Source organism: Pseudomonas sp. DR48 (assembly GCF_019823085.1).
GTDB lineage: Bacteria > Pseudomonadota > Gammaproteobacteria > Pseudomonadales > Pseudomonadaceae > Aquipseudomonas.
On the sequence record NZ_CP081946.1, the window covers coordinates 791,969 to 812,491 of the forward strand.

At 59.5% G+C, this 20,523-nt stretch carries 19 protein-coding genes, 1 pseudogene and 1 riboswitch; of the genes and pseudogenes, 9 read left to right on the plus strand and 11 right to left on the minus strand.

Annotated features, from left to right (window positions below; translation table 11 throughout):
- Positions 1-15 precede the first annotated feature (15 nt).
- From K5K95_RS03590 to K5K95_RS03600, 3 genes are all read right to left on the minus strand, one after another.
- The gene (locus tag K5K95_RS03590) at positions 16-1,917 is read right to left on the minus strand and encodes a DUF1302 domain-containing protein (protein WP_222588396.1); all 1,902 of its coding nucleotides are present in this window, start codon (positions 1,915-1,917) and stop codon (positions 16-18) included.
- Positions 1,918-2,254: 337 nt separating this feature from the next.
- Positions 2,255-3,937 carry a fatty acid--CoA ligase gene (locus K5K95_RS03595; RefSeq protein WP_222588397.1) on the minus strand — a complete coding sequence of 561 codons (1,683 nt, stop codon included), beginning with the start codon at positions 3,935-3,937 and terminating at the stop codon, positions 2,255-2,257.
- A gap of 160 nt (positions 3,938-4,097) precedes the next feature.
- The gene (locus K5K95_RS03600) at positions 4,098-4,727 is read right to left on the minus strand and encodes a LysE family translocator (RefSeq protein ID WP_222588398.1); all 630 of its coding nucleotides are present in this window, start codon (positions 4,725-4,727) and stop codon (positions 4,098-4,100) included.
- 237 nt (positions 4,728-4,964) lie between these two features.
- On the opposite strand from K5K95_RS03600, the gene K5K95_RS03605 reads away from it, so the two are divergent.
- From K5K95_RS03605 to K5K95_RS03615, 3 genes are all read left to right on the plus strand, one after another.
- On the plus strand, positions 4,965-5,930 hold the full coding sequence (locus K5K95_RS03605) for a 2-hydroxyacid dehydrogenase (RefSeq protein ID WP_222588399.1): 966 nt from the start codon (positions 4,965-4,967) through the stop codon (positions 5,928-5,930).
- A 33-nt stretch (positions 5,931-5,963) separates the two neighbouring features.
- Positions 5,964-6,962, plus strand: a complete 999-nt coding sequence (locus K5K95_RS03610) for a class I SAM-dependent methyltransferase (RefSeq protein WP_208671487.1) — start codon at positions 5,964-5,966, stop codon at positions 6,960-6,962.
- Between the two features lie 41 nt (positions 6,963-7,003).
- A riboswitch (yybP-ykoY riboswitch) is annotated at positions 7,004-7,126 on the plus strand.
- An 89-nt stretch (positions 7,127-7,215) separates the two neighbouring features.
- Entirely contained in the window at positions 7,216-7,800 is a 585-nt protein-coding gene (locus K5K95_RS03615) for a TMEM165/GDT1 family protein (RefSeq protein WP_222588400.1), read from the plus strand.
- A 123-nt stretch (positions 7,801-7,923) separates the two neighbouring features.
- Here K5K95_RS03615 and K5K95_RS03620 read toward each other — a convergent pair whose 3' ends face one another.
- Positions 7,924-8,742 carry a M48 family metallopeptidase gene (locus K5K95_RS03620; protein WP_222588401.1) on the minus strand — a complete coding sequence of 273 codons (819 nt, stop codon included), beginning with the start codon at positions 8,740-8,742 and terminating at the stop codon, positions 7,924-7,926.
- 1,453 nt (positions 8,743-10,195) lie between these two features.
- Between K5K95_RS03620 and K5K95_RS33490 the strand changes: the two are divergent.
- Both K5K95_RS33490 and K5K95_RS33495 read left to right on the plus strand, forming a co-directional pair.
- Positions 10,196-10,255: pseudogene (locus K5K95_RS33490) on the plus strand (hypothetical protein); the annotation flags it as partial.
- A gap of 198 nt (positions 10,256-10,453) precedes the next feature.
- Complete coding sequence (locus K5K95_RS33495; protein WP_409999718.1) at positions 10,454-11,158, plus strand: methyl-accepting chemotaxis protein; 705 nt, start codon at positions 10,454-10,456, stop codon at positions 11,156-11,158.
- Positions 11,159-11,279: 121 nt separating this feature from the next.
- On the opposite strand, the gene K5K95_RS03630 is transcribed toward K5K95_RS33495, so the two are convergent.
- Genes K5K95_RS03630 through K5K95_RS03640 form a run of 3 tightly spaced genes read right to left on the minus strand, consistent with a single transcriptional unit; the run spans position 11,280 to position 12,391 of the window.
- Entirely contained in the window at positions 11,280-11,903 is a 624-nt protein-coding gene (locus tag K5K95_RS03630; protein ID WP_222588403.1) for an SOS response-associated peptidase, read from the minus strand.
- A 35-nt stretch (positions 11,904-11,938) separates the two neighbouring features.
- Positions 11,939-12,199: a putative signal transducing protein gene (locus K5K95_RS03635; protein WP_222588404.1), complete on the minus strand. Its 261-nt coding sequence runs from the start codon at positions 12,197-12,199 to the stop codon at positions 11,939-11,941.
- A 9-nt stretch (positions 12,200-12,208) separates the two neighbouring features.
- Complete coding sequence (locus K5K95_RS03640) at positions 12,209-12,391, minus strand: CPXCG motif-containing cysteine-rich protein (protein WP_222588405.1); 183 nt, start codon at positions 12,389-12,391, stop codon at positions 12,209-12,211.
- Between the two features lie 139 nt (positions 12,392-12,530).
- On the opposite strand from K5K95_RS03640, the gene K5K95_RS03645 reads away from it, so the two are divergent.
- Entirely contained in the window at positions 12,531-13,697 is a 1,167-nt protein-coding gene (locus tag K5K95_RS03645) for a 1-acyl-sn-glycerol-3-phosphate acyltransferase (protein ID WP_222588406.1), read from the plus strand.
- Positions 13,698-13,812: 115 nt separating this feature from the next.
- On the opposite strand, the gene K5K95_RS03650 is transcribed toward K5K95_RS03645, so the two are convergent.
- Entirely contained in the window at positions 13,813-14,097 is a 285-nt protein-coding gene (locus K5K95_RS03650; protein ID WP_222588407.1) for a hypothetical protein, read from the minus strand.
- A gap of 285 nt (positions 14,098-14,382) precedes the next feature.
- Positions 14,383-14,967, minus strand: coding sequence for a YajG family lipoprotein (locus K5K95_RS03655; protein ID WP_090180164.1), 585 nt, complete (start codon positions 14,965-14,967; stop codon positions 14,383-14,385).
- 205 nt (positions 14,968-15,172) lie between these two features.
- Here K5K95_RS03655 and K5K95_RS03660 point away from each other — a divergent pair, with 205 nt between their 5' ends.
- Positions 15,173-15,406: a hypothetical protein gene (locus K5K95_RS03660; RefSeq protein WP_222588408.1), complete on the plus strand. Its 234-nt coding sequence runs from the start codon at positions 15,173-15,175 to the stop codon at positions 15,404-15,406.
- Positions 15,407-16,144: 738 nt separating this feature from the next.
- On the plus strand, positions 16,145-17,653 hold the full coding sequence (gene mqo, locus K5K95_RS03665; protein ID WP_222588409.1) for a malate dehydrogenase (quinone): 1,509 nt from the start codon (positions 16,145-16,147) through the stop codon (positions 17,651-17,653).
- 154 nt (positions 17,654-17,807) lie between these two features.
- Here the strand turns inward: mqo and K5K95_RS03670 are convergent, their stop codons facing one another.
- Together K5K95_RS03670 and K5K95_RS03675 are read right to left on the minus strand one after the other, a co-directional pair.
- Complete coding sequence (locus K5K95_RS03670; protein WP_090180157.1) at positions 17,808-18,095, minus strand: PA4642 family protein; 288 nt, start codon at positions 18,093-18,095, stop codon at positions 17,808-17,810.
- A 63-nt stretch (positions 18,096-18,158) separates the two neighbouring features.
- Positions 18,159-18,644, minus strand: a complete 486-nt coding sequence (locus tag K5K95_RS03675; protein ID WP_222588410.1) for a hypothetical protein — start codon at positions 18,642-18,644, stop codon at positions 18,159-18,161.
- A gap of 151 nt (positions 18,645-18,795) precedes the next feature.
- Here K5K95_RS03675 and dauA point away from each other — a divergent pair, with 151 nt between their 5' ends.
- Positions 18,796-20,517, plus strand: a complete 1,722-nt coding sequence (gene dauA, locus K5K95_RS03680; RefSeq protein ID WP_222588411.1) for a C4-dicarboxylic acid transporter DauA — start codon at positions 18,796-18,798, stop codon at positions 20,515-20,517.
- Positions 20,518-20,523 lie beyond the last annotated feature (6 nt).

Consider the following 20,523-nt stretch of genomic DNA (forward strand, 5'->3'; position numbering starts at 1 on the left):
CTGAAAAAACAGTGCTTAGAAGTTCACGCCGACGCTGAGCGCTACGAAATCGCGATCATCGACGGTGGTGTACTTGCCATCAAAGAAGTTGGTGTAAGCCAGACTCGCGGTGTAGGTGTTCTGGTACTCGGCATCGACGCCCAGGCTCACCGCTTTACGACCTTCCTCGAAGTTGCCGCCAGGGCCTGGCGAGTAACCGCTGACGTCGTGGGACCAAGCCACGTTCGGCTTGAGGTTCACACCGGCAAAAACGTCGTTGTATTCCCAGATCGCACGACCGCGATAGCCCCACGAAGTCGGCGTGGTGAAGCCTTCGTTGGTGCAGTTGCGGCTGCGGTTGTTCGTGGCAGCGCCCGGGCCGGCACCGTTGATGGTGCTGGTATTGAGTGCAATACAGGTGTCCAGAGCGCCCGAGGCCGGCAGTTCACCCGGACCGTAGACCGGATCACGGCCATAACGAACGTCAGAGGTACTTTCCAGCCCGCCGACATGGGTCACGCCCACTTCGCCGACCAACGTAAGACGGCTGGCGCCCATGACTTGATCGAAGAAGTGCGTCAGGGTGGTCTGGAACTGCGTGACCTCTTTGCGACGATAACCGTGCAGGTCAGTGCCCGGCGCGGCAGAGAGCAACGAAGCATTGGTCAAAGGATTGTTTGCATTGCCGTTGCCCAGAGGACGAATGCCGGCGAACAGAATGTCAGTGGAGTTCAACTGCACCGGTGCGTTCGGACGGTAGCTGACCTCACCGCTCCACGCCGTACCGGTAGGCAGGGTGGTGGAGAAGCTCAGACCGTACAGACGAATGTCTTCAGGGTATTCGACGAAGTACTGCGAGTTACCCGCGACCACCAACGGACCCAGCGCCTGGAACGGACCTGGCAATGCCGCCACGCCGTTGTAGACCGACTGCGGCGCACCCGTGGCGCTGAAGATCGGCGCACGGCTGTGGTAGTTCATGAAGTAGGCACCGAACTCGGTGTCCAGCGGATCGAACATGTACTTGAAGGAAGCGCCCCACTGACCGCTGTCGCGTGCATCACGATCGCCGCCACGCCGGACCAGAACACCTTCCTCGTTGACATCTACACCGTTGGCAGCCAACGGGCCCAGCGCAATGCCTGGAATCGTCGAGCGCTTGTTCAGTACGCGCAGGTTGTTATTGCAACCATCGGCAATGATGTCGGGCTGCGAGAAGAATGTGCCGCAGTTGTCGACGACGGTCTGGTCCCATTCCAGCTGGTAGAACGCTTCGGCCGACAGGTTTTCGGTCAGGCTCTGGGACACGTAGAACATGTTGACCGGGATCAGGCCTTCCTTGATCTCGGCACCCGGACGACGGAACGCGGAAACGTCGATCGGGTTGATCGAGTTGATGCCGCCGCCGATGAAGGTACTTTCACCCCAACTCACCACCTGCTTGCCCAGACGCACGGAACCCGGCTGATCGGCAATGGAATAGTTGTGGTAGACGAAGGCGTCGAGGATTTGCCCGCCGGAGGATTTGGCGCCTTCCTTGCGGCCGTCGTTGCTGACGTTCTTGAATTCCAGGTCTTCGTTTTGCAGCGCGAAGTCGTACCAGTATTTGCCCCGGACAAACACGCCGGTATCGCCATATTTCAATTCAAGGTCATGGATGCCCTTGAAGATCTTCGAGAAGGCTTGCCCGCTCTTGAAGTTCAGGTGGCCGTCATCGGAGGTCTGGGACAGGCCATGCCCGCCGTTGTTCACACCGATCAGGTTCTTGTTCGGCTGTTGGGTCGACACACTCATCCCCAGGGAGAGCGACGAGTCGAACTGACCTTCGATTTCACCAACGTTGAAACTGACGCCGAATGCAGGCCCGGCGAGCGAAGAGGCGAGACTGACCGCCAGAGGCAATTTCGCCCGGCGCCAGAACTTGTTTACTGATGTCATCGACGCTACTCCATGTGCATTATTGTTATGGCAGTGAGCACTTCTAAAAACGTTGTGGGTGACGGGGAGCCAAGGCGTCCCGAAGTCACTCCAAAATTGCATCGCCCCGTTTTGTGCGTTTGCTCCGTTCTTAAAAATCCTTGAGCGGACTATAGCCAGCAGGTAGTAGAGCTTGATCCCTCTAAAGTGTGATTTGCAGCTGCCAGCCACTCTGGAACAGTCCTTTCGCCAGTCCGACACCTGTCGGCACGGCAAGGATGGCTGAAAATCCGAATTAAACAAGCCAAGCGCTTGCTTGGTGGGGTTGGCGTGCCCTTTCGGGCACGCCAGAAGACGCTTAAAGCGTCGAGAGGAAGGCGCTGTTGTTAGCCTGCCATTCAGTGATGTCGAGGCGGATACGCTTCTTGTCGAGCTTGCCGACACTGGTCTTGGGAATTTCAGTAACAAGGGCGATCTGGCTCGGGATCGCCCACTTGCTCAGGTGCCCCAATTCGACGAAGGGCTTGAGGTGTTCCTTGAGTTCCCTGGCCCCGATCTCATGCCCTTCGCGGATCACCAGCAACGCAAACGGGCGTTCGCCCCACTGTGGATCAGCGATGCCCACCACTGCTACTTCGCGTACCGCCGCATGGCGGCTGATCAGGTCTTCAAGGTCCAGGGAGGAGATCCACTCGCCGCCGGTCTTGATCACGTCCTTGATCCGGTCGCGTATGTCGATCACGCCCATGCTGTCCAGCGTCGCCACGTCGCCAGTGTGCAGCCAGCCCCCGGCCCAGAGCTCGGCGCCCTTCTGCGGTTCGTTGAAATAGCCTTCGGTGAGCCACGGTGCGCGCAGCACCAGTTCGCCCTGGGTCTCACCATCGGCGGGCAGGAAGTTGCCATCGGTGTCGACGATCGCCGCCTCCACCAACGGCCCCGGCACACCCGCCTTGATGCGATACGTGGTGCGTTCGTCTTCGGTGCCGGCCATCAGTTCGTCATTGAGATGAGCACACGATACCAATGGCCCGGTTTCCGACATGCCATACGCGGCGGTCAGCTGAATGCCCTTGGCCTTGGCCGCTTCGTACAGCGTGCGGTTCAGCGCACTGCCGCCGATGACGATTTTCCAGCCGCCGAAATCGGTGCCTTGCGCCGCTTTGGAATTGAGGACCATCTGCAGGATGGTCGGCACGCAGTGGGAGAAGGTGACCTTTTCCTTGCGCCACAGCTCCACCAGGTATTCGGGGTCGTAACGGCCGGGATAAACCTGCTTGAGCCCGAGCATGGTCGCCACATACGGCAAGCCCCAGGCGTGCACGTGGAACATCGGGGTGATCGGCATATAGACGTCGTTGGTGCCCAACAAGCGCACGCTGTCGATGGCGCCCATGATGGTCGACACGCCCATGGTGTGCAGCACCAGTTGCCGATGGGTGAAATACACGCCCTTGGGATTGCCGGTGGTGCCGGTGGTGTAAAAGGTGGTCGCGACCGAGTTCTCGTCGAAGTCCTGGAAGTCGTACTGCGTACTGGCAGCCGCCAGCAATTGCTCGTACTCGCCGACTAGGTTGGGCAGGTCGGCGGTTTTTTCCGGCAGGTCGGTCAGCAGCAGGGTTTTCTCCACCGTGGTCAGGTGCCCGGCAATCGCCTGGTAAAGCCCGACGAACTCGCTATTGACCAGCACGAAGCGGTCCTGGGCGTGGTTCATGGTGTAGAGGATCTGTTCCGGCGACAGGCGCACGTTGATGGTGTGAATCACCGCGCCGATCATCGGGATGGCAAACATGCATTCCAGATAACGATGGCTGTCCCAGTCCATCACCGCCACCGTATCGCCGGCCTTGACCCCGGCTTCCGTCAGCACGTTGGCCAGCCGTGCGACCCGTTCGATCAGGGTCGGATAGCTGTAACGCAACTGGTCGCGGTAAATGATCTCGCGGGTTTTCTCGTAACGAGCGCCGGACATCAGCAGCCGCTTGATCAGCAGCGGATACTGGTAAGCGCCTTCGGCTGGGGGGATAACGCGAGTCTGCAACATAAGAATCCCTTTTCCTGACTGCACGGTGTTGGCTGTAGAGGTTAGTACTCTAGAACCCTTATACGCCGGCCAAATCAGCCAAAGGAATGATTTGCAGAGTCGTACAAATGCTAGCTTTGCGCCAGCATTTAACGACTCCCCCGCACCTGTAGACGGGAGATCAACGCATCTCGGTGAAGGCGAGTTTCACGCCGATGGCGATCAATACCACGCCCATGGTCCGGTCGAACCAGTGCCCCATGCGGGCGAAACCGGCGCGAACCCGTTGCTGGCTGAACAACCGCGCCACCAGGCAGAACCAGACCGCTGTCGCCGCCGCGAGGTAAATCCCGTAGCCGGCCTGTACCGTCAATGGCGTATGCGGGTTGATCACCACGGTGAACAGCGACAAAAAGAACAGCGTGGCTTTCGGGTTCAGGCCGTTGGTTACAAAACCCGAAGTGAAGGCGCCGCGCGCCGTACGTTCGCCGGCTTCCTTGTGCAGGTCGTCAGCGGCGGGTTTGGCCGGTTGCGCCCGCAAGGCCTTGTAGCCGATGTACAGCAGATAAGCGGCGGCCGCCCATTTCAGGGCGTTGAACAGCATGATCGACTGCGACACGATCAGGCCGATCCCCAGCAGCGAATACCCCACGTGCAGGAATATCGCCGTGCCGACACCCAGCGCCGTCCAGGTGCCCGCGCGGCGACCGTGGGTCACGCTTTCGCGCACCACGACAGCGAAGTCCGGGCCGGGACTGGCCACGGCAAGCAAGTGAATCAGGGCAACGGTCAAGAACTCTGTCCAGTACATGAGGACTCCTTTAGGGCGGCTCGATCAAAATTAATCACAGGTCAACGCCAACCCCTGTGGGAGCGAGCCTGCTCGCGATGCGATCTGACATTCAACAAATGTGTTGAATGTTAATGACTCATCGCGAGCAGGCTCACTCCTACAGGTTTGCGTTTGTCCTGTGATGCGTAACTGTATGTTTCATCTGATAGGCTCGGCAGATTACGCCTTCAGTTCAACGCACAAAAGGTACAGTTGATGACGAACTCTCGCCGCGCCGTTTTCCTTGACCATCCGTCTCTGGACCTGGGCGATCTCGATCTCAGCCCGTTGCGCGACTGCTTTGACGATTTGCAGCTGTTCGCTCAAACCGCGCCGGAGCAGGTCATCGAACGCCTCAAGGGCGCCACCGTGGCCATCAGTAACAAGATCCTGATCGATGCCGCTGCCATTGCCGCCAGTCCCGAGCTGAAGCTGATCCTGATCACCGCCACCGGCACCAACAACGTCGATCTCGTGGCCGCTCGCGCTCACGGCATTACGGTCTGCAACTGCCAAGGGTACGGCACGCCATCGGTGGCGCAGCACACGATCATGTTGCTGCTCAACCTGGCGACACGCCTGGCCGACTATCAAAAAGCAGTAGCAGAAGGTCGCTGGCAGCAAGCGAAACAGTTCTGCCTGCTGGATTACCCGATTGTCGAACTGGAAGGTAAAACCCTCGGCCTGCTCGGCCACGGCGAACTGGGCGGAGCGGTGGCGCGGCTGGCTGAAGCGTTCGGCATGCGCGTCTTGCTCGGGCAGATCCCCGGCCGCCCTGCCCGATCGGATCGTTTGCCACTGGACGAACTGCTGCCACAAATCGATGCCCTGACCCTGCACTGCCCGCTCAACGAACACACCCGCCACTTCATCGGAGCCCGGGAGCTGGCGTCGATGAAACCCGGCGCCTTCGTGGTCAACACCGCTCGCGGCGGCTTGATCGATGAGCAGGCGCTGGCCGATGCATTGCGCAACGGTCATCTGGGCGGTGCGGCCACTGACGTGCTGAGCGTCGAGCCACCGACCCAGGGTAATCCCTTGCTGGCCCATGACATCCCACGGCTGATCGTCACGCCGCACAATGCCTGGGGCAGTCGCGAGGCGCGGCAGCGGATCGTCGGTCAATTGACCGAAAACGCCCAGGGATTTTTCAGCGGTAAAGCGCTGCGGGTCGTCAGTTGATAGACTGCGGCACTTTTTTTCACAGGAGCAGTTATGGATCCGCGCAGTGAAGTACTGCTTCGTCAGGCCGAGTTATTCCAGGGTTCGGTGTTGTTGGCCGGTTTGCCCGCCGACGATTTGCTGGGTCGATTGCCCCAGGCCCACGGTTGGTGCTGGCATGCTGGCGATCAAGCGGCGCTGGACGCCCGTTTTGCCGAGCGCAGCCATTTTGGTGTGAATGCACCCGAGCGTGAGTTCGAGACGGCGGTGGTGTTTCTGCCCAAGTCCAAGGACCTGACTGACTACATCCTCAACGCCCTCGCCTCGCGCCTGGCCGGTCGTGAACTGTACCTGGTGGGCGAAAAACGCAGCGGCATCGAAGGTGCGGCCAAACAACTGAACCCGTTCGGCAAACCGCGCAAACTCGACAGCGCGCGGCATTGCCAGCTGTGGCTGGTGACGGTGGCCAACGCGCCAGAAGCCAAGTCGCTGGAAAGCCTGGCTCAGACCTATGAGTTGCCGCTGGCCGAAGGCCCGCTGAAAGTCATCAGCCTGCCGGGCGTGTTCAGTCATGGTCGCCTCGATCGTGGCAGCGCCTTGCTGCTGGAGCACCTGGACAAGTTGCCAAGCGGCCACTTGCTGGACTTCGGTTGCGGCGCGGGTGTGTTGGGCGCTGCGGTGAAGCGTCGTTATCCGCACAATCAGGTGACGTTGCTCGACGTGGATGCGTTTGCCGCCGCCAGCAGTCGCCTGACATTGGCCGCCAATGGTCTGGAAGCCGAGGTGATTACCGGCGACGGTATCGACGCGGCACCGATGGGTTTGAGCGCAATTCTGAGCAACCCGCCGTTCCATGTCGGTGTCCACACCGATTACTTTGCCACCGAGAACTTGCTGCGAAAAGCGGCTAAACATCTGAAAAATGGTGGCGAACTGCGCTTGGTGGCAAACAGCTTCCTGAAGTACCAGCCACTGATCGAGGAACACCTGGGCATCTGTGCAATCAAGGCTGAGGGGCAGGGTTTCAGAATCTATCGGGCCAAACGCGGCTAAGAAATTAGTGCTTGCCGAATGGGTTCTGCCTAGGCAGAATCCGCCCCGTCCTAGGGGAGTAGTCTCCCACGAGCGCCATGCTCGTCCGGCATACGTCAACATACTTGGTCAACAGACCATGGCGTATGCGACCCAAGGGTCCGCACCATGCGGATCGCAGGGTTTGACAAGACCTATGACACGAACACCTTACCCGGGGCGGGAAGGCTGTACGTGTCATAGCCGTGTCGACCCGCCCCTTAGGAAAAACCTGATGTTGGATTCTCTGCTCGTTCCCACCGCAATCGTTGCCTTGGCCGAAATCGGCGACAAGACGCAACTGCTCGCGCTCATTCTTGCTGCCCGCTTTCGCAAGCCCTGGCCCATCATCGCCGGTATCGTTGCCGCGACCCTGGCCAACCATGCGGCAGCCGGCGCGGTAGGTGCCTGGTTCGGCAGCTTCTTCTCGGATGCGGTGTTGCACTGGATCCTGGCCGCGAGCTTCACGGCGACGGCACTCTGGACTCTGGTGCCGGACAAGATGGATGACGACGAAGGCAGCACGGCCCGCAAGTTCGGACCGTTCCTGACGACATTGATTGCGTTTTTCCTGGCCGAAATGGGCGACAAGACGCAAGTCGCCACCGTGATGCTCGCCGCACAATACCCGGAACTGTGGCTGGTGATCATCGGTACCACGGCGGGGATGTTGATTGCCAACGTGCCGGTGGTGCTGGCGGGTAACTTTGCTGCGGACAAACTGCCGTTGACCCTGATCCGACGCCTGGCGGCATCGGCATTCTTCGTCCTGGCGATTGTGGCGGTGTACAAGGCGATGCAGAGCAGCGGGTGGGTTTAACCCGGTAGACCGCGTCATCGTTCATCGCGAGCAAGCTCGCTCCCACATTGGTTTTGTGATCGACACTAACCCCGTGGGAGCGAGCTTGCTCGCGATGAGGCCCTCACTGACGAGGTAAAAACCTCAGGATTTACGCGCTTTCTCGTACAACGGCATCACCTTCGGAATCGCTGCCTGCAACGAAGCAATCCGGCTGGCCGAAGCCGGGTGAGTGCTCAAGAACTCGGGAGGCGCGCCTTCCGAGACTTTGCTCATCTTGTTCCACAGCGTGATCGCGGCGTTCGGGTTGTAACCGGCACGGGCGGCCAGTTCGAGTCCGATCAGGTCCGCTTCGTTTTCATTGGCGCGACTGTTGGGCAAGGTCATGCCGTATTCCGCCACGGTGTCCGCCAGGGCCAGGCTGTCCTGGCCCAGACCGAGCAACGCACCGGCGCCCTGCTTGGCCATCTCGATCCCGTATGCCTTGGACATCGCTTCACGGCCGTGCTCGCGCAGGGCGTGGGCGATTTCATGGCCCAGGATCGCGGCGATTTCATCATCGGTCAGCTTCAGGGTGTCCATCAGCCCGGTGTAGAAAATGATCTTGCCGCCAGGCCCGCAGTTGGCGTTGAGCTCATCGCTCTTGATCAGGTTGACTTCCCATTTCCACTGGGCCGAATCCGGGCGAAAAACCGGAGCCTGGGCAATCAACCGGTCCGCGATGGTCTGGATGCGTTTGGCGTCGTTACTGGTCTTGTCCAGCACGCCTTTGCTGTTCGCCTCGCCGACAGTCTTCTGATACGACTGGGCATACATCTGGTTGACCTCGTCGGTGGACAGCATGCTGAACATATATTGCTTGCGTTCAACACCGACCGCGCCACCGCTGGTGGTATTGACCGACTGACAACCGGCGAGCAGCAGACTCGCGCTCAGCGCACACAAAACCAATCTCTTGTTCATCAAAAAACTCCCGGAAAACATGCCGCGTATCCTAGGCGTGGAATTGTATCGACGCCAGATACAACAAAGCTGTAGACGCGCATTTCAGACAAAGCTCTCATGGCCGTAGGAAAAAATTCACATTACGACACCGGCCGCGGCCGATAACGCCGCGCATTGATTCATTTACGACATCAGCCTCTCCAAAACAACCATTTTGCCGCCGCCCCGCTCATGCCCACGAAGCCCCCTGCCGATACGCCCTCGCAGACGTCCTCTTGCGTGCGGAGCACCCATGAAATTCAAGTCGATCCAGTTTTCCGTGGCAGCCCTCGCCGGCGCTATCGTTCTTAGCGTAGTGGCCGCGCTGGTGCTCTACGCCCTGTTTTCCGGCGCCCGGACGCAAGACATGGTGCAGGAGCGGACCCAGGCGCAATTCGAACAAGTCATCGAGCAGCGCCTGACGTCCCTGGCACAAACCCAGGTCAGCCAGATTCAGCGCGAACTCGAAGCGCCGCTGCTGATTGCCGGAGGCCTGGTGCGGGTCAATACATTGATCGGCACACCCGGCGCCGATGGCCAGCCGCAATTGAGCCTGAGCCGTGAGCAGCTGATCAGCCTGATCAAGGAAAACGTCGCCAAAAACCCGAAAATCCTCGGCACCTACGTCGGCTGGGAAAAAAACGCGCTCGACCACAACGACGCTGCCTACGTCGACACCAAGGTGGTGGGGATCGACGCCAGCAACGGACGCTTCCTGCCATGGTGGTTCCGCAACGAAGACGGCAGCTTGGGCCTGGACAAACTGGTGGACGTCGACGACCAGAAAACCCTGTCCACCGGCGTTCGCGCCAGCGAGTACTACCTGTGCTCCAAAGAAACCAAAAAGCCCTGCGTAATCGATCCGGCGCCCTACAAAGTCGGCGACAAGATCGTCATGCTCGCCTCCTTCATTGAACCGATCATGCTCAATGGCGCGTTCCAGGGCATTGTCGGCGCCGACCTGTCGGTGAACTTCATTCAGGAAATGCTGCTGGGCGCCAACCAGAAGCTGTACGGCGGCTCAGGGGTGATGGCACTGATTGGCGGCAACGGACGGATCGTTGCCTACACCAAGGACCCGAGCAAATTCGGCGAGAAAGTCAGCGACATCCTCGACAGCCAGCAGATCGCCAACATGGCCAATCTCAAGCGCGGCGAAGTGACCTACACCGTCGACAAGGCCCAGGGCCGGATCGAGTTGTACTTACCGTTCGGCATTGGCCAGACCGATGCGCGCTGGACCCTGATGTTGCAACTGCCGCTGAATGCAGTGATGGCGGACCTGCAAAAACTTCAGGGTGACCTGGACACCCAGCGCAAGTCCGACACCTTTGGCATGGCCATGGTAGGCCTGCTGATCGCCGGTATCGGCTTGCTGGTGATCTGGCTGGTGGGCCACGGCATTGCCCGTCCGCTCAAGCAAATGGTGGCGATGCTCGACGATATCGCCAAGGGCGAAGGCGACCTGACGCGCCGCCTGACCAGTGATCGCGCCGATGAATTGGGCTCGATCGCCAAGGGCTTCAACACCTTCCTGGCCAAGTTGCAGGCGATGATCACGCAAGTGGTGACCTCGGTGCAGAGCGTCAGCGATTCGTCTGAACACACTGCCGACATTGCCATCCGCGCCAACATCGGCGTGCAGAAGCAAATGGCCGAGATCGATCAGGTGGCGACGGCGGTGCATGAAATGACCGCTACCGCCCAAGACGTTGCACGCAACGCGACCCAGGCCGCGCAAGCCGCCAGTCATGCCGACAAGGCAGCGGCGCAAGGCATGCAAATCGTTCGGGACACCTCGAACTCCATTGGCGTGCTGGCGGTGGAAATCGGCAAGGCCGTTGGCGTGGTGCAAACCCTGGCTAAGGACAGCGAGAACATCAACGCGATCCTGACCGCCATTCGCGGGATTGCCGAGCAGACCAACCTGCTGGCCTTGAACGCAGCCATCGAAGCGGCACGGGCCGGTGAACAGGGTCGAGGTTTTGCGGTAGTGGCTGATGAAGTGCGCAACCTGGCGCAGAAAACCCAGAAGGCCACTGAAGAAATCCAGACCATGATCCAGCAGCTGCAACAAGGCACGCGCGATGTGGTGCGGGTCATGGAGGACAGTCAGAACCGCACCGACGAAAGCGTGCAGCATGCGGCGAAAGCGGCTGAGGCACTGGAGACGATTACTCAGGCGGTGTCGGTGATCAATGACATGAACACGCAGATTGCGAGTGCGGCCGAGGAACAGAGCGCAGTGGCGGATGACATCAACCGCAACGTGATCAATATCGGGCAAGTGGCCAATGAAGTGGCGGGTGGCGCGGATGAGTCGAGCGCGGCAAGTGCCGATCTGACCAAGCTGGCCGAACAGCAGCGGCGGTTGATCAATCAGTTCAAGGTTTGAGGCTTATCGATCGTTCCCACGCTCTGCGTGGGAATGCAGCCATGGACGCTCCGCGTCCACTGTGACGCAGAGCGTCACGGGATTCATTCCCACGCAGAGCGTGGGAATGATCATATCGAGGTTAGCCCGGGGTCAGACACTCCGGCCCATTGAGCTTCGGATCATTCACCAGGTTTGCCAGCACCCGCTCGCGCAACGCCGCAGGTTCGCTGGCAAGCAATGCCTGCAACGCATGCAATGGCGTCTCAGGATCGAGCCATGCCTCCTGCCCCGCCGCGTCCAGAATCAACGGCCGACGCTGACTGGCCGCCGGTTGCGTGATCACCGCCGTGCTCAGCCACACCTGCTCCTGCACCGGATAGGCTTCCCATATCGCCGCGAAGAACAGCGCCGAGCCCTCCCCCGGCGTCAGCCAATAGGGCCGCTTACGGGTGGTGCCACGCCATTCGTAGAAACCGTTGGCCGGCAGCAGACAACGACGCTCGCGCAAGGCCTGGCGAAACATCGGTTGTTCGGCAACGGTTTCAGCCCGCGCATGGGCCGGGGTACGGGACAGATCGGTCAGCCACGGTGGCGTCAAACCCCAACGCGCGCGGGCCAACTCACGCTCACCGTCGACGCCGGCTCGCAGCATCAGCACCGAATCGTTGGGAGAAATATTCCACTGGGCCTGCTGATCGGCGGGGAAGCCAGGCAGGGCCGCGAAGGCGGGGTTCCAGCGAAACAGGGCATAACGTCCACACATGGGGCAACACGACTCTTGATAAAACGAACGTCAGCCTAACAGACCAGCGTGCCGGGAAAACTCTCCGGCTCATCGCCGGGCAGGGGCAGCGCAGCATTGTACGCGGTGATCAGCTCCCGGGCGTATTCGGCCTGGTCGTTATCCACCGACAATCCCAGCAAGCCGAAAACCGGCAACTCGCCGGTACCGCCGAGCAAATCGCGGCCCACCAGATGCGCCTCGATACCCTCGCTGGCCAGCATGCCCAGCAGCAACTCACCTTCCATCAGGTTTTCCGGCTCGTAGATTCGCTGCATAGACGCCCCTCACTCATTTTCGCTGAAAACCTCGAGATGCCATTCATCATCGTGAACCTGCAACACGAACGTGATGGGCCGGCAACACACCTGACAATCCTCGATGTAGGTCTGATCGCCTGCAGAAATATCCACAGTCGTTTCCACCTCTTCACCACAATACGGACATTCGTACAGCGCAGTTTCCAGCATCGCGGTCTCCCAGGTGACTTGTGCGTATAATCGCCGGTCTATTTGCAGGGCTATTTTTGTCTGGCTACCTTTTCAGACCGTGCCCCGTTGGTTTTCGATCAAAACCTTTACTTACCCTAGCCGTTTCTAACAAGAGAGCATGATGGGCGAATTCGATGCCATCCGACCTTACAATGACAGCGAAGTCCCTGCGGTGCTGGATCGACTGCTCGGCGACAAGGCGTTTCTAGATATCCTCATCCACTTCCGCTTCCCGCGTTTTGCCGGTGTTTTCGGCTGGGCGCTCAAACCTCTTATAGCTCATCGGCTGCGCCGTGAGTTCGCCGGCGTCACCTCGGTGGCCACGTTGCAGGACAAGGTCGAGATGTACGTCGACCACACCATCGAGCGCGCCACGGATGGCGTGACGTACACCGGCGTCGAGCAATTCAAGTCCGGCAGCGCCTACCTGTTCATCGCCAATCACCGCGACATCGTGATGGACCCGGCCTTCGTCAATTACGCCGTGTACCACGCCGGCCTGCCGACCCCGCGCATCGCGATTGGCGACAACCTGCTGCAAAAGCCTTTCGTCAGCGACCTGATGCGCTTGAACAAGAGCTTCATCGTGCACCGTTCGATCACCGGTCGTCGCGAGAAAATGGCGGCGTATCAACTGTTGTCGGCTTACATCAACCACTCGATCCGCAACGACTGCGCCTCGATCTGGATCGCTCAGGCCGAAGGCCGGGCCAAGGATGGCGACGACCGTACCGAGTCGGCGATCCTCAAGATGTTCCACATGAGTCGCAAGGACGAGCCGTTCGGCGAGGTCATTCGCTCGCTGAACCTCACGCCGGTATCGATCAGCTACGAATACGACCCGTGCGACCAGGCCAAGGCCCGCGAGCTCTACATCCGCGCGACCACCGGCAGCTACACCAAGGCACCGGGTGAGGATGACGTGAGCATTGCCAAGGGCATCACCGGCTACAAGGGCCGGGTCCATGTGAATTTCGCGGCGCCGATCACCGAATTGTTTGAAGACACCAAGCAACTGGCGATTGAAATGGACCGACAGATTCTCGGTGGCTACCGGTTATTCCCGGTGCATTACCTCGCCTATGCGCAGTGGGAGGGTGCCGATCCACAACTGCAGGTCCCGCCCGCAGCCAAAGTGTTTGGCGCCGATGAACTGGCCAAGGCTCAGGAAGAATGGCAGCGCCGGCTGGAAGCTTGCCCCGAGGAACATCGCCCGTTCCTGGTGTTGCAGTACGCGACACCGGTAAGGAATCAGTACCGCGTGAAAGCTGGATTGCCGCTTTAAAGCAAGATCAAAAGATCGCAGCCTCGTTGCACTCGACAGCTCCTACAAGGTGGACGCCATCCTCTGTAGGAGCTGTCGAGTGCAACGAGGCTGCGATCTTTTTGCTTTTTGCGATTCAGAAGCGCGTGCTGATCCACGACACCAGTAACGCCAACCCCAGGCAGGCAAAGCCGAAGCGATAGAAAAACCGGTTCATGCGCAGGGTCGCGCCATCCAGCATCAGCATTGGATCGTCGATGCGACCGCGCTGACTTTGCGCTTCGAGACTGGCCAACGCACGCTGTTCGCGGCGCCGCGTGGCGTGCAGCAACCAGCCGCCCGGAAAGGCCAGCAGCAATGCCAACAGGTTGATCAACTTGGCGGGATGGTTGGTAAACAGCGAAATCAAATGCAACGACATCACGTACCTCGGGCAAAACAGATGTGTCAGGCGTCGGACCGACGACCGCGGCGCGGATTCTACCGAAAGCCTGCCGGCCTGCCCCGCCTTTCCGACAAATAACGAACCTTCTGACCAACCGTTACTCTGTGTCATGGCGCCGTCATCTGAATCCTCCAGCCTGTCGCCCCTCGAAACCGTCATGCTGCACGCCGACAGGGGGATGGGTTAAGCCGGCAAAACCTGCAAGCATTAAAAAGCCCGGGACCATCACTGGCACCGGGCTTTTTTGAAACTGGCGAAAGGTTACTCGCCGAGCATCTGACCAACCGTCGGATCCTTGAACAAGCGCGTCAACGCATCGCTCAACACATCACTGACCAGCTTGGTGTTGGTTTCCTGATTCGGCGCCATACCAAAACGCTGATCCAGGGATGCGCCGTAGCGACCGCTGTAACGACGGTTGGCATTCTGGACATCGGAGCGGAACGTCGCGGCGATAGTCGCTTCGGTCACGTACATGCCTTCTTTAGGCGATTGGTATTTCAGCTCAGCCAGCGTCACCGTCAACTGCGGCGCATTCATCGCGTTCGAGGTTGGAGTGAAGCCCAGCAAACGCACGGCTGCTTCGGCCTGGGCCTGCAACTTCGGCAGAATCTGCGCGCCCTGCACGGTGATCGCGCTGGTCTCAGGGTACAAGCCACCACGCGTGCCCAGGGTCGGCGACGGACGACCGTCCACCACCCGCACCACCACCGGCTGACCATGGCCGACTGGCGCCAGCTGAGTCGTCAGCTTAGGCTCAGGGTTCAGTTGTTGCGGGCTGTGGGCGCAGCCGACGAGGGTCAAACTGGTCACAGTGATCAAACCGAACAACAGGCGTTGCAACATGCTCTTCTCTCCAGAATCAGGCACAGACAGGCGCGCAGTATAGCGGTGAGCTATCGTTGCTAACTAGCGTCTCGCAATGATTGCTCAAATCTCTGACAAACCTGAGGCAAAGCGGTTCCTGTCACACATCTGTAACCGCCCCTACACGTTCACGTCATGACCCATTGGCAATCTACTCGACAGGTCACCCACAAGGTAATTCGCCATGCGTTATCTGATCTCGCTGTTCGCACCACGCCCACTGCATCGCTGCTTTGCGCTGCTCGACCACAATGGTCACTGCCTGGCGTTCAAGCAATGCAGCCTTCAGCCCATGGGCGATGACTGGGTCGAAATCGAAGAAATACGCCTCAACTGGTTGCACCATCCCCTGCCCCCTAGCGCCCACGTCCGGGCGCCTCAGTCTCGTTCTCGGGTGCAGGCGCTGTTGTCCATCTGACCGGACGCCTAATAAAAGTCATTAAACACGTCCATTTCCCTGCGTTTCTTAGATACAATCTCACCCCGATTATAAGGACGTCTCCTGATCGGGCCTCGCAGCATCGTCATTGCCTCGGTATTGACACCCCGCACCGCCCACAGAGAGCCGCCCACACAGATCGAGTGAAGCGGGCGCTTGCTGTTCCTTGAGCAAAAAAATCCACTTCGCGCGAATCTGCAGAGCTGTCATTACGCTCGGTCACTGAGCTGTTTGCCCGTTTTGCCTGTCATGTACCCCATGGCGGCAATCCATCCGGGCACGGTGCCAGGCTGGGACAGCCCTTTTTTGAGGTTCACGTCTTCAAAAGAGCGTGAAAAAAACGGGTTTTCACAACTTCACAAGAGTGTGGCGAGCAAATGAATAGTTTTGCGTCTGAACATGCACCATTAGCGTCTGAAACAGCCCAACGACACAGGACCGAGTACTCCTCGAACACCGGAGCCTGAAGCCTGTCCTCTACGGATTTGGTTGCACAAACGGACGTCTCGACCATAAGTCGAATTGCCAGCGGCGCGTTGAAGTGAGTTCATGTAACTCTTTTAAACCCGGCCGGTAGCGTCCGTCGAAGTTGCGAAAAATTGCGAAGATTCGGACATGGCACACTGACCATCGCTACCTGGGGCATCACTGACACGCCCCGGAACGCCTGGCAGCCATGCCGACAATTTGGTGCTGCAGATTTTGGAGACGCGTTAAATGGCGCATAACGAAGCAGTCGACGTAGTACTCGTTGGGGCCGGCATCATGAGTGCCACCCTCGCCGTACTGCTCAAAGAGCTCGACCCCGCGATCAAGCTGGAAGTCGTCGAGCTGATGGATTCCGGTGCTGCGGAGAGTTCCAACCCGTGGAACAACGCCGGTACCGGTCACGCCGGGCTGTGTGAGCTCAATTACACGCCGCAGGCCGCCGACGGTAGCGTCGACATCAAGAAAGCCGTGCACATCAATACCCAGTTCGAGGTCTCGAAGCAGTTCTGGTCCTACCTGACGAAGAAAGGCACGTTCGGTTCGTGCAAGTCGTTCATCAGCCCGGTGCCGCACCTGAGCTTCGTGCAAGGCAATGATGGCGTTTCCTTCCTCAAGGAACGCTTCAAGACCCTGAGCAAGCACCACGCCTTCTCGGACATGGAATACACCGAAGACAAGGCCACCATGGCCGAGTGGATGCCGCTGATGATGCCGGGCCGTCCGGCCGACGAAGTCGTCGCCGCCACCCGTGTCATGAACGGCACCGACGTCAACTTCGGCGCCCTGACCAATCAACTGCTCAAGCACCTGACCAGCGCACCCGATGCCCAGGTCAAGTATTGCAAGCGCGTCACCGGCCTCAAGCGTAACAACGGCGGCTGGACCGTCAGCATCAAGGACGTCAACAGCGGCAACACCCGTGAAGTCGACGCCAAGTTCGTCTTCCTCGGCGCTGGCGGCGCGGCGTTGCCGTTGTTGCAGGCCTCGGGCATCGAAGAAAGCAAAGGCTTCGGCGGCTTCCCGATCAGTGGCCAGTGGCTGCGCTGCGACAACCCGGAAGTGGTCAAGCACCACCAGGCCAAGGTTTACAGTCAGGCTGCGGTCGGTTCGCCACCGATGTCGGTGCCGCACCTGGACACCCGCGTGGTCGATGGCAAGAAGTCCCTGCTGTTCGGGCCTTACGCCGGTTTCACCACCAAGTTCCTGAAGCACGGTTCCTTCATGGACCTGCCGATGTCGGTACGCGCCGGCAACATCGGCCCGATGCTGGCCGTGGCGAAAAACAACATGGACCTGACCAAGTACCTGGTCAGCGAAGTGATGCAGTCGATGGAGCAGCGCCTGGATTCCCTGCGTCGTTTCTACCCTGAAGCGAAAGCCGAAGACTGGCGCCTGGAAGTGGCCGGCCAACGGGTGCAGATCATCAAGAAAGACCCGAAAAAGGGTGGCGTTCTGCAGTTCGGCACCGAACTGGTCGCGGCGAAAGATGGCTCCCTTGCCGCCCTGCTCGGCGCATCCCCAGGTGCTTCGGTGACCGTTTCGATCATGCTCGAGCTGATCGAGAAATGCTTCCCGAACAAGGCTTCCGGTGAATGGGCCGCCAAACTGGCGGAAATTTTCCCGGCACGGGAAAAAGTCCTGGAAACCGACGCTGCGCTGTATCGCAAGATCAACGCGCACAACAACGTCGCGCTGGAACTGGTTGAAGCCAGTAACGAGACCGAAAGCTACGCTTGATTCGGCCGCATAAAAAACGCCCCGTTCTCAATGAGAGCGGGGCGTTTTTTTGTGCCTGAAAAGATCGCAGCCTCGTTTCACTCGACAGCTCCTACAGACATACGCGATCTCTTGTAGGAGCTGTCGAGTGAAACGAGGCTGCGATCTTTTGATCTTAGCCGCGAGCCTTGGCGATCAGCTCGATGTACTCGGCCGCATTACGCTGGTCCTTGATCAGGGCCACGAAGTCATTGCCATGCTCATCCTTGCCATCCAGATCAAGACCGGCTTCGACGAAGAATGTCAGGAAACGCTCGAAATCGTCGATGCGCAGACCACGGTAGGCCTTGATCAGTTTGTGCAGGGACGGCGAAGTGGCGTCGACCGGCTCGAAATCGAGGAACAACTTGATCTGCTCATCGCCGATCTCGTCACCAATCACTTGTTTCTTATCTTTACGCATTGCCGACTCCAGCTCGCAGACATTTCACGGGGCGGGCAGTTTACCCCTGCCCGGGCACAGGGCTCAACGCGCACGAACACTGCCGGTGTGTAGATCCGCCCAGATATGGCCGTTGGCGTAACTGAGGAACTGGCAATACACCGTGTCATTGCGCAACAAGTCGAGCACCACCCGGTACTGCGCCATCGGGTAAAACAGCGTCAGGGTTTTGCTTTCATCGTCGAAGATCGGCTTTTTCAGGCTTTTGCTTTCGCCGTCGAAATTGACCAGCACCTGATTGATCGTTGCGCCCTTGTTCAAGGACTTGCCCTTGAGGCGAATCAACACCGGGGACGTGACCGGGATCGGCTGTTGGTTGGACTGGCGTTGACTGCCTACCACCACGGAATAATCGGTGACCTGCAACAGTTGTTGCTGCTCAGGTTCGGCATCACGCAGGGTCAGGTCGTCCGGGGGCAGGAACTGCCCATGCATGGGTGCCGGGGCGGCGGCCAGTGGCAGGCTGAGGGTCAGCAACAGGGCGGCGCAGCTGCGGATCAAAAGGCTCATGACGGGCTCCGAAGGCGAGGCCAAGCACTCTAGCATGAGGATCAACCGCGCGAATTGGCGATATAGGTCAATACTTCGCAGTACGAGGCTGGCGATGCTGGACGAGCTTTCAGCCGTCGTTCAACAGTGCATCGTCTTTTAGGGAGTGTTCATGACGTTCTCCGTCCCACCGTTGTTCGCGGCCTGGCGTCAGACCTGGCGCGCCGGCTACACCCTCAGGCGCTTACGCGGCGACATCAGTGCCGGGGTGACGGTAGGGATTATCGCCATCCCGTTGGCCATGGCCCTGGCGATTGCCGTAGGTGTACCGCCCCAGCAAGGTTTGTATACGGTACTGATCGCTGCGCCCCTGATCGCCCTGACAGGCGGCTCGCGTTTCAATGTCAGTGGGCCGACCGCCGCGTTCGTAGTCATTCTGCTGCCCATCACCCAACAATATGGCCTCGGCGGCCTGCTGCTTTGCACCATGCTTGCCGGCGTCATCCTCATTGTCCTGGGGCTGATTCGAGCCGGGCGGTTGATTCAGTACATTCCGTACCCGGTCACCCTGGGCTTTACCGCCGGGATCGGCATTGTCATTGCCACCCTGCAATTGAAGGATTTGCTGGGCCTGAACACCGCCGGCCAGGCAGAACATTACATCGAACAGCTGGGCGTTTTGATTCTGGCGTTGCCCAGTGCCCGGCTAGGGGACGGGATCGTCGGCCTCACATGCCTGGCCGTTCTGATTGTCTGGCCACGGTGGGTGCCGAGGATTCCGGGGCATCTGGTAGCGCTTACCATCGGCGCGCTCCTGGGGTTGGCGCTGGAGCACGGAGGGCTGGCGGTGGCGACATTGGGTGAGCGTTTCAGCTACACGGTCGAGGGCATCAGCCATCCCGGGATTCCGCCGTTCCTGCCAAGCTTTGATTGGCCGTGGAATCTGCCCGGTCCCGACGGCCGACCTCTGCACCTGTCTTATGACTTGATCCGTCAATTAATGGCGCCGGCGTTCGCTATCGCCATGCTCGGTGCCATCGAATCCTTGTTGTGTGCGGTGGTGGCGGATGGCATGACCGGCAGCAAACACGATCCCAACGCAGAACTGCTGGGCCAGGGCCTGGGCAATCTGATCGCACCGTTGTTCGGCGGCATTACCGCCACGGCGGCCATTGCCCGAAGTGCCACCAACGTGCGCAGCGGAGCCTTTTCGCCACTGGCCGCCATTATTCATAGCGCCGTGGTGCTGATGGCAATACTCGTCCTCGCACCGCTTTTCAGCTACTTGCCGATGGCTGCGCTAGCAGCATTGCTGATCATGGTGGCGTGGAACATGAGCGAGGCCCGGCACGTGCTGCACACGTTGCGCATCGCGCCTCGCAGCGATGTGCTGGTCTTGCTGACCTGCCTGAGCCTGACGGTATTGTTCGACATGGTGATGGCCGTCGCCGTCGGCCTGCTGCTGGCCGCCGGGTTATTTATCAAACGCATGAGCGATCTCACCGACACCGCCGAACTGCCCCGCGCCTTCCATCAAGCCTTGCAGGACATGCCGGAACATGTTCGTTGCTATGCGATACGCGGGCCGCTGTTTTTCGGCGCTGCTGAAAAAGCCTTGGGAGTGCTACGCAAATTCAGTCCGGAGGTCAAAGTGGTAATCGTCGAGATGAGCGCCGTGCCGATGCTGGACATGACGGCACTGGCGGCCTTCGACAATATCTTGAGGGATTACCGCACGGACGGCATCGGCCTGATTCTGGTAGCGACTGCTCCAAGGGTACGCCTGAAGCTCAGGCGCGCAGGCATCCATCGGGAACAGCGTCAGTTGGCCTACGTGAACAACCTGGAACAGGCTCGTCGCAAAAGCGAACGCTGGCTGGCAGGGGAAAATTGAGCCCAT